The organism is Paenibacillus sp. FSL H8-0034 (genome assembly GCF_038000305.1).
In the GTDB taxonomy this organism is placed as follows: domain Bacteria; phylum Bacillota; class Bacilli; order Paenibacillales; family NBRC-103111; genus Paenibacillus_S.
The window spans coordinates 5,735,310-5,751,987 of the sequence record NZ_JBBOBS010000001.1 but is presented as its reverse complement, the minus strand read 5'-3'; the positions used below and the strand labels follow the sequence as shown (position 1 = coordinate 5,751,987).

11 protein-coding genes, 1 pseudogene and 1 other annotated feature are annotated in these 16,678 nt (G+C 42.2%); of the genes and pseudogenes, 8 read left to right on the top strand and 4 right to left on the bottom strand.

The features are described from left to right. Nucleotides 1–37 precede the first annotated feature (37 nt). Nucleotides 38–2,635, bottom strand: coding sequence for a LuxR C-terminal-related transcriptional regulator (locus NST47_RS26030; RefSeq protein ID WP_341157730.1), 2,598 nt, complete (start codon nt 2,633–2,635; stop codon nt 38–40). A gap of 176 nt (nt 2,636–2,811) precedes the next feature. Here NST47_RS26030 and NST47_RS26025 point away from each other — a divergent pair, with 176 nt between their 5' ends. The 3 genes from NST47_RS26025 to NST47_RS26015 all read left to right on the top strand — a co-directional run bounded on the left by NST47_RS26025 (nt 2,812) and on the right by NST47_RS26015 (nt 10,468). Continuing rightward, the gene (locus tag NST47_RS26025; RefSeq protein ID WP_341157729.1) at nt 2,812–4,227 is read left to right on the top strand and encodes an ATP-binding protein; all 1,416 of its coding nucleotides are present in this window, start codon (nt 2,812–2,814) and stop codon (nt 4,225–4,227) included. Nucleotides 4,228–4,250: 23 nt separating this feature from the next. Beyond that, nucleotides 4,251–4,504 (top strand) — a binding site (T-box leader). 59 nt (nt 4,505–4,563) lie between these two features. Beyond that, a complete protein-coding gene (gene ileS, locus NST47_RS26020) occupies nt 4,564–7,704 on the top strand; it encodes an isoleucine--tRNA ligase (protein ID WP_341157728.1) in 3,141 nt (1,046 codons plus the stop codon). Nucleotides 7,705–8,068: 364 nt separating this feature from the next. Then, entirely contained in the window at nt 8,069–10,468 is a 2,400-nt protein-coding gene (locus NST47_RS26015) for a hypothetical protein (protein WP_341157727.1), read from the top strand. On the opposite strand, the gene NST47_RS26010 is transcribed toward NST47_RS26015, so the two are convergent. The 3 genes and pseudogenes from NST47_RS26010 to NST47_RS26000 form a co-directional block, all read right to left on the bottom strand. Further along, the gene (locus tag NST47_RS26010; RefSeq protein ID WP_341157726.1) at nt 10,436–11,503 is read right to left on the bottom strand and encodes a hypothetical protein; all 1,068 of its coding nucleotides are present in this window, start codon (nt 11,501–11,503) and stop codon (nt 10,436–10,438) included. The two genes, NST47_RS26015 and NST47_RS26010, sit on opposite strands and share 33 nt — an antisense overlap. 45 nt (nt 11,504–11,548) lie before the next feature. Beyond that, nucleotides 11,549–12,139 carry a tyrosine-type recombinase/integrase gene (locus NST47_RS26005; RefSeq protein ID WP_341157725.1) on the bottom strand — a complete coding sequence of 197 codons (591 nt, stop codon included), beginning with the start codon at nt 12,137–12,139 and terminating at the stop codon, nt 11,549–11,551. 126 nt (nt 12,140–12,265) lie between these two features. Continuing rightward, nucleotides 12,266–12,400 (bottom strand): annotated as a pseudogene (locus tag NST47_RS26000) (tyrosine-type recombinase/integrase); the annotation flags it as partial. Between the two features lie 347 nt (nt 12,401–12,747). Here NST47_RS26000 and NST47_RS25995 point away from each other — a divergent pair. From NST47_RS25995 to NST47_RS25975, 5 genes are all read left to right on the top strand, one after another. Continuing rightward, entirely contained in the window at nt 12,748–13,131 is a 384-nt protein-coding gene (locus NST47_RS25995; protein ID WP_341157724.1) for a PilZ domain-containing protein, read from the top strand. Between the two features lie 196 nt (nt 13,132–13,327). Next, nucleotides 13,328–14,269, top strand: coding sequence for an aldo/keto reductase family protein (locus NST47_RS25990; RefSeq protein WP_076236114.1), 942 nt, complete (start codon nt 13,328–13,330; stop codon nt 14,267–14,269). 159 nt (nt 14,270–14,428) lie between these two features. After that, the gene (locus tag NST47_RS25985; RefSeq protein ID WP_341157723.1) at nt 14,429–15,223 is read left to right on the top strand and encodes a TrmB family transcriptional regulator; all 795 of its coding nucleotides are present in this window, start codon (nt 14,429–14,431) and stop codon (nt 15,221–15,223) included. Nucleotides 15,224–15,239: 16 nt separating this feature from the next. Further along, nucleotides 15,240–16,082 (top strand): fumarate hydratase, encoded by an 843-nt coding sequence (locus NST47_RS25980; protein ID WP_341157722.1) that lies wholly within the window; start codon nt 15,240–15,242, stop codon nt 16,080–16,082. Nucleotides 16,083–16,105: 23 nt separating this feature from the next. After that, nucleotides 16,106–16,657, top strand: a complete 552-nt coding sequence (locus NST47_RS25975; RefSeq protein ID WP_341157721.1) for a Fe-S-containing hydro-lyase — start codon at nt 16,106–16,108, stop codon at nt 16,655–16,657. Nucleotides 16,658–16,678 lie beyond the last annotated feature (21 nt).

The following is a 16,678-nucleotide window of genomic DNA, read 5'->3' as shown; positions in this document are numbered from 1 at the left end:
GGGGTGCTCTTTGCTGTGCATCAGCAGGCTAGATCGATTATTCTTCCAACTCCAGCTCTTGTGAAGCAGCCATAGCCTGGGTACGTGAGGATACTTGAAGCTTCTCATATAGACGCGAGAGATATACCTTAACCGTCCCTTCGGATAGCGTAAGCGCTGCGGCCATTTGCTTATTCGTGAGACCTTGGCGGATTAAGCGTAACAGATTGATTTCCGTCCGATTCAGCGGCTCAGCAGGAAGGGGGGCATGCTCGGCTGACGGTGTGCTAGACTCATGAAATAACTGTAGCAGCATCGCTGGATAGGCTTCGGAGACACCTGTCCATTTCGTTTCAGAAGCTTGTCCTTCTCGATGGTTATGGTACATTGTCAGTAGTTTTCGCATCGCTGTGCCCTCATCAAGAAAACTCCTTATATAGCCATTCCTCTCTCCAATAGCAAGCGCTTCGTGAATATATATCAGGGCCATTTTCCTCTGTCCGCGCTGAGCCTCCAATAGAGCTTGTAAGCAGGAAATTTCAACGAGGCTGGAGAGCAGCTGCTCTCTTTCCGATTGGGGCTTCAACTGCTCCAACAGACGTAGAGCCTCAGGTTCCTTACGTTGTTGGCCGAGCAGTCTGGCTAACGTCAGGTAGGCATACTCTTGATTGAAGGTGGGTCTGACCTTATGCGATATTCCCAACCGAGCGATCAGATTCTTGGCCTCGGAAATCCGGTTCTCCTGCAGATATATTCGGATTCGGAACAGTTGAAGAGTTTCGACCCAGACAGCCTTATAGGAAAGCTGCAATGCCAGTTCCAATGCCTCCTCAATTCGATCGTGAGCCGATTGGTAATGTCCCTCTACAAGATGAATGCGTGCCTGTGTAATTATGACGGGGATATGTAGTCCAGGTACCTGCTTGCTCAATGCGGCTCTTGTGAGCGATGGAAGCAGTCGAAGGCAGTCGTCCAATCGGTTCCATTCGTAATACCCCTCACATAGAGATTGCTTTACGTATAAATTGATCAGTGAATCCTGCCAGCCATGTGCGTCGAGCACACCAGTGAACAAGGTACCAATCGTTTCCGTATCCGGAGTAAGCATTCCTTTTAACCCTAAGGCCGTTCTTCTAACCAATGGCTCGTTCGGATTGTAATTAAAATTATAATAGATCGGGTCCTTGGGTAAATTGTGTTCAAGAATTCCTTGCGTATAGGTAAACCAATTGCCGAAATCCCCGTTAGCAAACACGAGATTGGATCTCACGAACAAAATCCCACTCTGCAGCTGTTTCTGGCGATCCTTTTGCTCCATACTTACGCATATTCGTTCAATACGGGTCAATTGGATCTCTGCTTGCGGCAGTTGGCTGGTCACGACAAGTATAAAGGCATATAAAAGCGACAGCTCAGGAGAAAGCATGAACGACTGTGGGACGCTGTGAAACCAGTTCAATAAGGTGGTCATTTCCCCACGCTGCAGCATAGCTGGAATGTGCTGCTCCAAATAGGTTTCCATCAATGGATAGTCCTCTGCTGTTATAGCATGATCGATAGCATCATCCATCAAGCCAAGTTCCGAAAAAGCCGCACTTGCCATTCGGTTGGATCTCAGCCATTGTTCAGGATCGGTTTTCTTCAGCAGCCCTCGCAAAAATTGAGAAAATAAATGGTGATATCGGAACCAGTCATTATGATCATCGAGCGGGATCAGAAACAGATTCAGGCTTTTGATAGTCTCCAGCATTAGAGCACCATTCGTACTTTCGGTGACCGCATTACAAATCGAAGCCTCCAGCTTGCCAAGAACCGATGTTTGAACAAGAAATTGGTAAATATCGATTGGAAGCTTGTTCATGACCTCGTGGAACAAATAATCCGATACATCCCGGTGATTACCTTGAAAGGCTTCTATAAAACGGTCGTAATTGACTTCGGTTCGCAGGGAAAGCGATACTAATTGCAGCGCCGTAATCCAGCCCTCTGTCTGCTGCACCAACTGCTCAATGTGCCGATGCGTTAGCTCTGCCCCCGATAACTCCTGATAAAATTGCTGGGTTTCCATCGCTGTAAATTGCAGCTGCAGCGTATCAATCGCATTGCGTTGCTCCTTAGCCATCCATTTTATCGTCGGAAATGGCAGCTCGGCGCGGCTGGAGATGATCATATGTGTGGTCTCGGGCAAATAATCGATCAAATAAGATACGCTGTCATGGATACCCGGGTTCTGAATGGTGTGATAGTCATCCATAATGACAGCAATATCCTGCGTGAGAGCAAACAGCTCGTTAAGCAGAGCATCCAGAAAGGAAGTCGTCGATAAAGTAGGTAGCGCATCAGCCAGCTGCAGCATTTGCTTACCGTTGTCTGGTGGTACGGACCTGGCTAGCGCATGGGTCATATACCGCCAAAAACGAATAATATCATTATCCCGCTCATCGAGAGATAACCAGGCACAGGGCAGCTGCCGGGTGTATGCCCATTGGGACAGCAGGGTGGTTTTGCCGAAACCGGCGGGGGCGCAGACTAAGGTAAGACGGCCCTTCAGGCCGTAGGTTATAGAATCGACCAATCGTTCTCTTGGAATCAGGCGTTCTCTGGGAATAGGCAGTGTGATTTTACTTTGTAACAGGATTGAATCCATGGTTTTCATCAGAATGCCTCCGTAACTTGCGATACCTATCGCTTCCCTATCGTACAAGCTTACGATTTATTATACGAAAATCCTAGCGAAAAGTTAACTTTAATAAGCAGTCATAGTGTTGTTATTTGATATATCCTGTACAATAGACAGGGGAGGGGATGGCCATTAATTATTTTGTTACATTTTTGATTAGCTTGAGTGTCCTGATAACGTCTGCGTATTTATTTAATTTATGTTTTAAATACATATTTCAACATGCAACCTGGAAAGTGAAACAGGCTGGCCTAGTCGGCATTTTCATTTTTGCGGGCTGGCTTGCCATGTTTTTTGGTGTGCAGGGACAAGGATCGACACTGTTCGATTTGCGTGCACTGCCGATCGTGTTTGGTACGCTTTTTTTTCGCGATCCCCGGCTCGTGCTGATCATTAGTGTCGGAATTGCCATCTCTCGGTATACGATTGCGGGGTTCACGGCTCAGGCATTTACCGGTTCCATTAATATCTTATTGCTCGGTTGTCTGGCTGCATTTCTGGTTGCCTTGTATCGAAAAAAAGCATGGAGCTACAATAGAAAAGCTATTATCTCCATCATTTCGATGAATACGCTTCAGGTGATCGGCATCGCTACTTTTGCATCTATACCGAGGCTCAATTACTTGCAGCATATTGCCCCTTATACGTACCCGGCTGCACTTTTGTTGAATGCCTTCTTCGTATTCATTTTGAAGGATTTCTATGAGGAACAGCTGCGTGCGCAGAAGAATAAAACGATGAATTTGGTCCTGCGCAAGCAAAAAAGGGAGCTGGAGGAGAAAGCACAGCAGCTGCAGCTGGCCTCCCAATATAAATCCGAGTTTATTGCCAATATGTCTCATGAGCTAAAAACACCACTGAACAGCATCATTGCGTTATCCCAGCTGCTTCAGGAGGAGGACAGGTCCCGCTATTCGGAGGAAGAGATCAATTATGGCCAGATTATTCATACCTCGGGCGATGAGCTTCTGAAGATGATCAATGATATGCTGGATATATCCAAAATGGAAACTGGTAAAATGGAAATCGTATGGGAAATGGTGTCTGTACATGAACTGGTCCAGCTTGTCCAGCATCAATTTGTTCCAATTACAGATCAGAAAAGCTTGCAATTCAAGGTGGATCTTCAGGAGAATGTCCCTGTGTTCATTGTGTCCGATGCTCAGAGGCTGGTTCAAATTTTACGTAATTTGCTCACGAATGCGGTCAAATTTACAGCCCAGGGCAGCATTACCATGCAAATCTATATGGATAAGGTCTACCCGTCCGGAAAAGATAAGCTTGAAAAATTGGAGGATTGGATCGTATTTCGCATTCAGGATACAGGCATCGGGATTGAACAGGATAAGCAGCATCTGATATTCGAGGCCTTTCAACAGGAAAATGGTACGTTTACCCGCCGCTATGGGGGAGCAGGGCTTGGTTTATCGATCAGCTTGAAGTTGGCCGGACTTCTCGGTGGCAAATTAGATTTGCAAAGCACCAAAGGAGAAGGCAGCAGCTTTTTCCTGCGTCTGCCTGTACAGCCAACAGACCTCCCCATTGACAATCATCCGAAAATGTTGTAAAAGTAGATTAAGTTCAACATCATTCAAATTCGTTAACGAGAAAGAGTATATTAATCACTTGTTCCCCAGAGAGTTGGCGCTTTGCTGAAAGCCAATGTTCATGTGTTAGTAGAAAATCCTCTCCGAGAAGTAAAGCTGAAGTTACAGTAAGCTTTAACGGGATCCCGCCGTTACAAGGGCCGCGCATGTTGGTGCGTAGTTTGAGGTGCTGTGATGGCTAGCAAGTTAGCTTAACACAGAATTAGGGTGGTATCGCGAGTTCAATCTCGTCCCTTACAGGGGCGGGATTTTTTTGTTTTTTTACAAATATTTTGATTACCAAAAGGAGTCGATCGTATGCGTACAGTTGATGTGAAAGAGCAGGCAGCCAAGAGGGAAAAGCGGGTATATGAGCAGTGGGTACAGGAGCAAACATTCTCCAGGTCCATCAATCAGCGGTTAGGCAAGCCGAGGTTTGTATTCTACGAAGGGCCGCCTACTGCCAATGGGGCACCCCATATCGGGCATATGCTGGGAAGAGTGATCAAGGATTTTATATGCCGCTACAAGACCATGTCTGGCTACCAGGTATTGCGTAAAGCGGGTTGGGATACCCACGGTTTACCCGTAGAGCTGGGCGTGGAAAAGGAGCTTGGAATCTCGGGCAAACAGGAAATTGAAGCCTATGGCGTCGAAAAGTTTATCGAAAAATGCAAAGCGAGTGTCTTCCGATATGAAAAGCAATGGCGCGAGCTGACGGAGTCCATCGGCTATTGGACCGATCTGGATTCGCCGTATATGACGTTATCCAACGATTATATCGAAAGTGTATGGCACATTTTGTCCCACATTCACAAGGAAGGCTTACTGAATAAGGGTCATCGCGTCAGTCCATATTGCCCAAGCTGTCAAACGACGTTAAGCTCTCATGAATTGGCGCAGGGCTACGAGGATGTGAAGGATCTAAGTGCGACTGTTAAATTCAGGACTCCTGCAGGTGAGAGCTTCCTTGCCTGGACCACAACACCCTGGACCTTGCCGGCCAATACGGCGCTTGCTGTTCATCCCGATCTGGATTATGTCAAAGTGAAGCATAACGACGAAGTGCTTATTTTGGCCAAAAGTCTGCTCGCCCAGGTGATACAAGGCACCTATGAGATCGTGTCCGAGCATAAAGGCCATGAATTTGTGGGTACTACCTATGAAGCTCCTTATCCAAGTGAAAATGACGAGCCCCAACGTACAACGAATCAAGCGAATTCGAATGCAGCGGGTACTCCAACCCGATATGTTGTCATCGGTGCAGACTTTGTCAGCGACTCCAGCGGCACGGGAATCGTGCATATCGCTCCGGCTCACGGGGAGGATGATTACCGCGCGGCTCAGAAGCAGGGGATTGGCATGCTGAGCGTGGTCGGTTTGGACGGCTGCTATACCGAGGCTGTTCCGCAATTTGTCGGTCGATTTGTTAAAGACTGTGACGTGGATATTGTCAAGGATCTGTCCAAGCGGGGATTACTGTTTGCCAAGGAGAGATACGAGCATAGCTACCCTTTCTGCTGGCGCTGTCATACACCGCTTTTGTATTATGCGATGGAAAGCTGGTTTATCCGAACAACCGCGATCAAGGAGCAAATGATTGCCAATAACCGTTCTGTGGAATGGTATCCAGGTCATATTCGGGAAGGGCGTTTTGGCAAATTTCTCGATGAGCTGGTCGATTGGAACATAAGCCGTAACCGTTACTGGGGAACCCCGCTGAATGTTTGGGTCTGTCAGGATTGCGGATGCGAGCATGCTCCAGCAAGCGTAGCTGATTTACGTGCCCGGTCCGTACAGCCTTTGCCGGATAATTTGGAGCTTCATAAACCTTTTATCGATGACGTGAAGCTGAATTGCTCTGAGTGCGCCGGTGAAATGGTTCGGACGTCTGAAGTGATCGATGTATGGTTTGACAGCGGCTCGATGCCTTTTGCCCAGCACCATTATCCGTTTGAGAATCAGGAAGCCTTTGCCGACCAGTTTCCGGCGGACATCATCTGCGAGGGGATCGATCAGACTCGTGGATGGTTTTATAGCTTGCTAGCCGTATCCACACTGTTCACAGGTAAAGCTCCCTATAAAGCGGTGATGGCAACAGGTCATATTCTCGATGAGAATGGTCAGAAAATGTCGAAAAGTAAAGGCAATGTCATCGATCCGTGGGAGATCATCGAGGAATTTGGTGCGGACGCTTTCCGTTGGGCGCTCCTGGCAGACAGTGCACCCTGGTTAAGCAAACGTTTCTCGCGAAATATTGTAGCTTCAGCCAAATCCAAAGTCATCGATACGCTGGTGAATGCCCATTCTTTTTATGTGATGTATGCGACTATTGATCATTATGAACATGCATTGGACCAGAAGACAGGTTCTGACCATTTGCTGGATCGCTGGATCGTTTCCCGGCTTAACCATACGATATCTGTGGTGAGCGAAAGCCTGGAAGGCTTTGATTTTATAACCGCGGCTCAAGCCATTGAAGGTCTTGTCGACGAATTCAGCAACTGGTATATCCGCCGCTCACGGGAGCGCTTTTGGGGTCATGGTCTGACAGAGGACAAATGTGCTGCTTACCGGACCATGAGACAGGTGCTTCTGGATATCAGCAGGATGATAGCACCGTTCACCCCATTTCTCGCTGATGAAATCTACATGAACCTGGCGGATGGAGGCAGTGTTCACTTGGCTGATTATCCTGCCCTGGATTCAACAGCCATCGATGCAGCTTTGGAGGATAATATGGCTCGTACCCGGCAAATTGTGGAGCTGGCCCGCAACATCCGTAATGATACAGCGATCAAAAACCGTCAACCGTTATCGGAGCTGATCGTAATTACGGATCAAACGCTCCATGTTGCTGATTTTGAGGAAATCATTAAGGATGAAATGAATGTAAAATCGATTCGAGTCGAGCAGCATGATGATAATTTAACTGATTATGCTCTGAAAATGAATCTGAAGGTAGCAGGTCCCAAGTATGGGAAGCTCGTATCCGGCCTGCAGTCCTGCTTGCGAAATATGGAGCAGTCGGAAATCAAGAAGGCACTGCAGGTTGGTTATGTGGATTACCGTCAAGCAAACGGAGAGCTTGTCCGTGTTCCTACGGAGGAAATGTTAATCGAACGTCAGGCCAAGATCGGCTACGCATCGGCTACTGGGTATCAAATGACCGTATCACTGAACACAACCATCACACCGGAGCTTGAAAAAGAGGGGATGATCCGTGAGCTGATCCGTGCCGTTCAGGATCTTCGCAAGAAATACGATCTACCGATTGATCAACGAGTGGAGCTTATCATTGAAGCAGATGACGAAACCCGAAGCAGTATCATGGAATTTGAGTCTTTAATTCAGGACAATGTGCTGCTGCGTTCTCTGAAATTTGGCAGCATCAATGAAATGGAGCAGGTTCAGATCGCGGCAGCGACGGTAAGAATAGGGTTAAATGCTTCGGTGTAATAGCTTCGCCACTTAACAAAGATATACGTGGGTTTCCACGTTTAATATCTAGACAGAAACAGAGCAATTCCCTGTGAAAACAGGTGATTGCTTTTTTTCACATTCTTACGGTTCAATAATGAGGCTGTAATACTACGATTTGATTACCTAAGAGAGTGAGTCAAAAAGAAAATAAATCTTTATTTTGAAAAAAAGAGGGATCTGAAAATAAATGTCGAATAATTTTCATTAATTTGGTTATAAAGTATTAATTTGATGATTTTCTATATTTATTGTAGCTTTCTAGTTCAATGATAATTAAATTAAATATCTATATTTTTAAAATTTATATACTAATAACTATGAATTATTTGGAGGTTCTATTTTGAATAATGAACCACAAGAGTTGCCAATACAAGTAGAGATTAAACAATTTATTTCTGCAACTTTGTTGAGCAATTCGATGGAAAGAATCATAAGAATTAAAACAAACAGTCGTTTCAATATAAAAGCAAGTTATTTGAATCAACTTGTTCAGTACGAAAAAATTTCATTTGAGGATGTTCTTTCTGAAGAAGCACCTAGCAGTAAGCTTAAGATTACAGGAGGATTAAAATTCAATTTATCAAATATGCTAAAAGTGATACTACCGACCACTCCTATTAATTCTTTTAGTCCTTTATTAGAGTTAATTACAGGTGGTATTTTACCAGAGCTAGCAGTGAACTGGGAAAAAGAATTCCGTCCAATAATAAAAATGTTAAATCCAAGGAGAAAGTCATATAAAGATTATAAAAAACTAAAAAAAGTTATTATAGTAGAAAACTATAACAAGTTATCCGACAAAGAGTATTCACTGCTAGGGTTATTGATTAACTTTATTCAAGCAAAGAAATTAAGAGATACAGGCTTAATTATTCAGTATATTGATTTGGACGAAAATAGAAAAGAGGATTGCTATTCTAATATAATCTGGAAACAATGCGATATTTCAGAAGATGATCTGCAATTTATTGACAAACGCGAATCAGGATATGGTACTCATGTTGTCAGTCTTACAAGACATTTAGGTATTGAATTTTTCCGAAAATACAGTGAAGCAATTGCTAAATCTGCACAAGCAGCAGATGCAGATGTTGAAATGCTTACTCAAAAAATTATTGATATAATGCTATCGACACTTAAAGATGGTTCTCTTGATAGAAGTCAGCTAGATATATTTTTGTATCAGTGCAGTTTGTTTTTAAATACTTTTACAAAATTTGATATTGAAGATGCCATGGAACCGTCAATGTTTGATTATATTATTCCAGCCGTCAATACGAAAGTATTGGGTAGAAAGAAAGAAAATACTTACCAATTCATGGAAGAAGTGATCAAGAACTTTTTCTACAATAGAGCAAAAGAGACTCTGAAGAGTCCAATAATTGAAAAGATATATCATTATATAAATAAAAATTATCCGCAAGAATATTTTTATCTAGCTGAGTTACAGCAGCAATTTAACAGAAACACAGAGGATACAATTTCTTCTTATATTGTTGCCTATTATTATGCCAAAAAGGAAGGACTTGACGAACAACGATTGCAGATTGTGTTAAAAATGAAAAAAAATGAAATTGGAACTTTTTATGCTAGTTCATTGGAAGCGGCAAGAAAACATAACGAGCATAAACCGAACGAACTAAGTACAGAAATGAAAAGATTTTATCAGGAAACTAAATCAAGTAATTTGAATGTACTAGCCAAACTGTGTTGCTATTCTGTGGTAGTTATTTATTATTTCGAAAATGAAAGTACTTCTTCTATTCTTCCAGAACTACACGATGAAATGTCCAAGCAAATGGGGAAACTTAAGAGTACGAATTGCAATGATGTGTCTTATTGGGAGAATGAATTCCATATTAATTTAATACTCTTAGCAGCTGCATTTGACGAACCTTCAGATAAACAGAAAAGAAATTCCCAACTATTCACAAGTAAAGTTCTTAAGTATAACGAAGAGAATAGTAGAAAAAATTATCGGAATTTTCTAAAACTTATGCGCGTAGGTAATACGATTTATATGGAAAACATAGAAGAAGGATTACGCTGCACTAAAAGCGCTTATTTACTGTCCAAAGAATATCCATATGAGTATGAACTATCTAAAATCAACTACAGTTTTTCACTAATTTATTTGGGTCGTTATAACGAAGCGGTAATGGTACTGAACGAAAAGAGCACGTTCGATTTAAACATTATTAATAAAGATACGTACTTGTCCTATCAGAACAATTATATTGTTGCACAAAGAATGTCTGGAAAACTAACGATCCAAAAAGCTGTAAAAAAATTTGAAAAACTATTGAAAGAGGCTGAAAATACGGATACAAGTGATGCCACAATTATTCGAAACAATCTGGCGGCTGCTCAACTTTTTACTGATAGAGAAACAGCTCTTCGCACATTAATTTTAATTAAAAATGGAACGGATCGCTATCATAGATTCTATGCTTTGCACAATATCCTCTACGTCTATTTTGTAGAATGCAACAAAAGTGATTTTGACCAGTTATATACTGAATTATTTAGTGAAATAAAATATCCGAATCTGCTCAAACCGTATGAGCAATTTTTTACTGACAAATTCAGTAATATGCGTTCTCTGATGGAGAGAAATTTAAATCAAAGCGAAATGGAAAAAAAATTAGAGCAATTATTAAATAGTTACTATCCTGAAGAGACTTACGCACATTATAAAAATCTGATTCTATTTGGTGGGATTGAACGATGGTTCGAGTAAATTTCGACTTCTGACAGCTTCAAACACAAGCATTTTATAAGCGGCATCTTGATCACCATTGAACAAATTTTCAAACATAACGTGAGTTGAGCTTTTCGAAGAAATTGTAGGATTAGGTGTTATGTCCATAATATAATAATTCTCTTCATTCACCCTAAAATCAATACGGCTTATAGCAGAAAATCGAAGCAGCTTAGCGCAGTGCCTAGCTGCGGTAATGAGACCTTCTTTGTGGGGGCCTCTATAAATGTTAAAGTCGTAAGACTCATTCGCAACAATATGGGAGTCCAGAAAATCACTACCTTCTGGAAAAACAATTTCAATGGCTTCTGGAGTGAAGTAGCTTCCCTTGTGAGCAATAACTGGTACCTCTACTTCTTTTCCTGTTATGTACTGTTGAAAGATCAATGTCCCGTGAATATTATAAAGGCCTTGTATTATTTCAGTAGCTTTATCTATGGACATCTCGCGCACATTTATCTTATTAACACCAATGCTTGCTGATTCTGAATTAGGCTTAACCATAAAATTCATTAAATTATTATAAAAGTGTTGGATATAATGAATATCTGCTCTATTCTCATAAATATATGTAATAGGAAAATACATCCCCGGATGACCTTTTACTAGTTCATGCATTAATACCTTGTTCCCGCCCAGTACGGAGGTATAGAAGTCTGCGCTGATGTTGTATAGATTAAAGTGCTCACATAATAAAGGAATAAGACATCTTCTGCCTATACCATTAGTGTTTTGAGCCATGGAATATACAAGTACATACTTGAATCTGCGTTTAAGTTCATCCATATTTTGAATAAATTCTGTTTCGCTTTTGTATGAGATTACAAAGTTCGCAATTGCACGGAATGCATTAACTATCTCTGCTCGCTCATGACTTGTTACACACTCTGATAAATGATCATTATCATTGAAATTGTTACTATCGTTAGAAACGAAGACAATGCATAAAAAATCAGGAAATTTTCCTAGCACATTCATTTCGTTGTAGAATTGAACCAATTGTGTTATCTCCATCAAAAAAACCTCCAAATAATTCATAGTTATTAGGAGGTTTTTTCTTTAGAAATTCAATTGATTACGTGGATTATACTTAGACAAAACATCTTTTTTTCGTTGCACCGATACTTCTGTATAAATTTCTGTAGTACTCACGTTGGAATGCCCCAAAATTTCTTGAACAGCTCTAAGATCCGCGCCATTATCTAATAAATGTGTCGCAAATGTATGTCTTAAATAATGAGGAGTTGATTTTTCGTTAATTTTGGAAGTGTCTCGATATTTATAATAAATATCTTCAATTGAAAATATCGTAAGTCTATTACCATATTTATTAATAAACAAGGCATCACAACTGGGTTTTAATTGGCTTCTAGCATCCAGCCATTCCTTAATAACGTCAATAACCTCCAAGCTCGAAAGATATAACATTCTCTCCTTTCTACCTTTGCCAAATATCAATAATGTTTGTTGAGTGAAATCCAGATCCGCTATATTGATGTTGACCAGTTCCCCGATGCGGATTCCTGTTGAAAATAGAAGTTCGATAATGGCATTGTTTCTCATGCAAATTCTTCTTCTATAATCACTTTTTAGTTCTTTGTAATCTTCTTTTGGAGATTGTAGAAGTTTTTGCACATCCTGAATGGACAATGTTTTAGGAATGCGTTTTGCCTTTTTAAAATTTTTTCCAAAGTCGATTAACGGGGAAGAAGTAATCCATTGTTTGTGTACGAAATATTGAAAGAGAGCCTTAAAGGAAATATATTTCCTTTTTATAGTTGAATCTTTAAGTAGTTTTGCAGATGTTAATTCTTCAAAATATGTAAAAAGCTCTTTCTTAGTAATTGAATGGAATGAATTCTCGCTACACCATTTTCTAAAACCATTTAGATCAGAAAGATAGGCGTTTATTGTTTTTTTTGATAAATTTTTTTTCTACGGCGAGATAAATCAAATAATTTTCAACATATTCGTTGAAAGTAGTGTCGCTAAGTTCCATATATCCATCCTCCTAGGTTCACCTCTTCTATAGTTTAGAAGAACATTAGGTTAGTTTAGCAGATCAAGGTATTAGATTGAATGATTTTTTTCTACTTCAAGCTTTCGTTCGATATCCATTTTCAACTTTAACCCATACGTAACAGTATGACATGTCAAAATACAATCGATTTGAATTCCACTTGACTAAAGCTTTAAAATGATCAGGAACATCCTATGCTATACTGATCGTATTAACTTATGTCTTGAGGTGAGCTAGTTTGGCAGCCAGTCGAAGAAAAGAACCACTCCGATATCAATTTGCCGAGAATATTGAATCTCCATTTACGATTATTGAAATCAATGGTATGGAAATGAATAGCAAAGATGTGGGAGCCAGACTTGTTGACTTGAGTCAGAACGGATGTCAGATTGAGTCTTTCTTAAATCTCAAAGCAGCAGATAACGATATTAATATTACCGTGAAATTTACCCTTCTGAATCAACATATAGAAATTACAGGCCATATCAACTGGCAGCGGTCAACAACCTATTGCCATTATTACGGTATTGAATTTGTCAAATCAAGCGTAGGTGATTATGCCTTCATTATGCAGTACCTTAAATCGTATTCCAGAAGCAGAAATCAGAGCATAGCAACCTAACCTGGTTCATTAAAAGCAACCAGAAATAACCGTTAAATCCCCCTACGGGGCTTTAACGGTTTTTGTTGTTGTATAAGTTACCTCTATAACTTACTACAAAGTTACTAAAGGAACATTTATTCAGTACTTACCTTGGAACGAACTTTAACTTACAATCAATAGGTAACTTAAACTTAATCCATGGAGGTATAACTTAATGAAATATCGTAGACTTGGTGGTAGTGGTTTGAAGGTCAGTGAAATCAGCCTCGGTAGTTGGATGACTTATGGAGGTTACGTGGAAAATGAAAAAGCCGTCAAATCTATTGAGCAGGCGTATGACCTCGGCATCAATTTTTTCGATACGGCCAATGCCTATGAACGAGGCGAAGCAGAAAAGGTTGTAGGCCAAATATTAAATGCTTATCCGCGTGATTCTTATGTTCTGGCAACCAAAGTATTTTGGCCGATGGGGGATGGCCCGAACGACCGTGGTTTGTCACGTAAGCATTTGATGGAGCAGTGCCATGCGAGCTTGAAGCGTTTGGCTGTAGACTATGTTGATATTTATTATTGCCATCGGTATGACCCACAAACTCCAGTTGAAGAAACGCTGCGGGCGATCGATGATCTGATAACGCAAGGTAAAGTACTGTATGCGGGCATCAGTGAATGGACTGCAGCCCAAATGCAGGAAGCATTGGCAATTGCAGATAAATATTTGTTGGACAGGATCATTGTTAACCAACCGGTCTATAACATGTTTAACCGTTACATTGAGAAGGAAATCATTCCACTCGGTACCAAAAGCGGAATCGGTCAAGTCGTGTTCTCACCGCTTGCACAAGGTATATTGACAGGCAAATACCGTCCTGGTTCTGCCATACCAGCCGATAGCCGCGCAGCAAGCAAAAATTGGGGAGAGAATAATTTAAAAGAAAGCCAATTAATCCAAGTCGCACAGCTGGAGAAAATCTCCGACGAATTGGGTATTAAACTTTCGCAGTTAGCCCTGGCATGGATTTTAAGACAGGAAAATGTCGCCAGTACTTTGGTCGGTGCCAGCCGCCCGGAACAGGTAATTGAAAACTGCGCCGCTTCTGGCATTACTTTGGACAGCGAAGTGCTTGAGAAAATCGAAGCTATATTAAACAATTAAAACCAATTTCGATCAGCCATTGAAGGATACATTCACGATTCCGAGGATGTATCCTTTTTTGTCATTGTAAACCGCAATTTTATTTGATAATATGGAATTAACATCTATAGTGATTACTATAATAGTAACTAATGTCTGGCGTAGAAATGGGGATTGCGAATGGAAGAACTGCTGGGGAATATTCAAGCTATGGGGTTAACCCAATATGAAGCCAAGGTATACCTTTCCTTGGTTCCGCTCGGACTCTCAAATGCGTATCAGATCAGTAAAGTATCGGGGGTACCGCGGGCGCGAGTGTACGATGTGCTCGATGGCCTGGTGCAGCATGGATTGGTCATGAAGCAGGAAAGCGAGGGTGGAGCCCACTACTCGTCTTTACCGGTAGATGTCTTTCTTGAGTCGATGAAATCAAAATGGGAAGAAACGTACAGCAGTCTGGAAAAAGAATTGAAAGCGCTTGAGAAGCAGGAGCGCGAGCCTGAAATCTATGTGTCTACAGTAAAAGGGGAGGACAACATCCTATCTTTTTGCCGGGTCCTTATTCGACGTGCCCGCAAACGAATCGTGCTTTCCATGTGGGAGCCGATGTATCGCAATCTGATGGAGGATCTGAAGAAACGGCAGGAAGGCTGCTTGCTGAGAGGCATATTGTTCCAGGTGAGTGATCCACTGTCTGGGCTGGAACTCCACCGAAAAACCCATTATGTAGAGCATGTTGACCACCCTTGGTTCATTGTATCGGTAGATGGTCAGGAGCTGTTCTACGGTAATTCCATAGAACAAGGCGGCAATGCGTTTTATACGGATGATCCGGCTCATATTGATTTGCTGGAGGATTATATTTGGCATGATGTTCTTGTAAATCGTTTGGTGGGTGAAGAAAAGCGGGAAGAAATGGACCAATGGATCACGCCCGCAAGAAAAAGCTTTTTCGGGGAAATTCGAGAATCGTAGAGAGGATGACTGAATCATGAGGACCATTCATGTTGATCAAATTCGTGATACTGTAGCTATTTTATGCATGGAGGCTTGCTACTACTTGCCGGAGGATATTGTTGAAGGCTTCCGTAAAGCAAGTGCCACCGAAAAATCTCCTCTGGGCAAAAGCATTCTGGATCAATTGCTTGAAAATGCACAATTGGCTGCCGAAGAGGATCGTCCGTACTGCCATGATACCGGACTTACTGTCGTCTATGCCAAGGTAGGGCAGGATGTTCATATAGAAGGCGGCAGCTTCAATGATGCGATTCACGATGGAATCAGGAAGGGCTATAAGGATGGCTATCTGCGCAATTCAATTGTAGGCGATCCTTTATTGCGTAAGAATACGAACGATAATACGCCAGGTGTCATTCATACTGAAATTGTTCCTGGAGATCAAATTAAGCTCACAGTGCTGCCGAAGGGCGGTGGAAGCGAGAATATGAGTGCAATGAAGTTTCTGCTTCCAGGAGACGGCGCTGCCGGAGTCAAAAAATTTGTGATGGATACGATACTGGCAGCAGGCGGCAGGGCATGTCCACCCTTGGTTGTAGGAGTTGGCATTGGCGGAAGCTTTGATAAAGTCACTGAGATTGCCAAGGAGGCGATACTGCGGAATGTGGGCGAATATCACCACGAACCACATATTGCCGAGCTGGAGAAGGAATTGCTGGAGGAAATCAATAAGACGGGAATTGGACCGCAAGGTCTGGGCGGAACGAGTACAGCCCTGTGGGTGGCGGTGGAAACGTACGGCTGTCATATTACCGCGCTGCCAGTCGCCGTCAATTTACAATGTCATGCTGCGCGCAAGAAATCCTGTGTAATCTAAATTATAAAAGGCGGTGCTGAATCATGGCCAAAATTGTTCTGGAGACACCTATAACGAGAGAACAAGTCTTGCAGTTTCGAGCAGGCGATGAGGTATTTCTGAATGGAACCATCTATGTCGCGCGCGATGCGGCGCATAAGCGTCTGCTGGAGCTGATTGAACGCGGTGAAGAATTTCCCGTGAATTTGAAAAATGAAGTGGTCTTTTATGCAGGGCCGACACCTCCAAAGCCCGGTCAAATCATCGGCTCGATCGCACCAACAACCGCTTCACGGATGGACCCTTACACACCTGCCATGTACAAGTATGGAGTCAAAGGTACCATCGGCAAAGGACCGAGGAGCCAGCAGGTAAGAGAGGCCTGTACACAATATGAGGCCGTATGCTTCGCTGCAATTGGCGGTTTATCTGCTTTGCTGGCCCAGAAAGTCAAAGCGGCCGAAGTTGTTGCTTATGAGGATCTTGGGCCGGAAGCCATTCGAAAGCTGACAGTGGAGCAGTTTCCAGTGATGGTTGTATATGATTCTCATGGTGGAGATATGTATGAACAGGAAATTGCCAAGTACAGAACGTAAAAAATAATTGAAATGTGTATT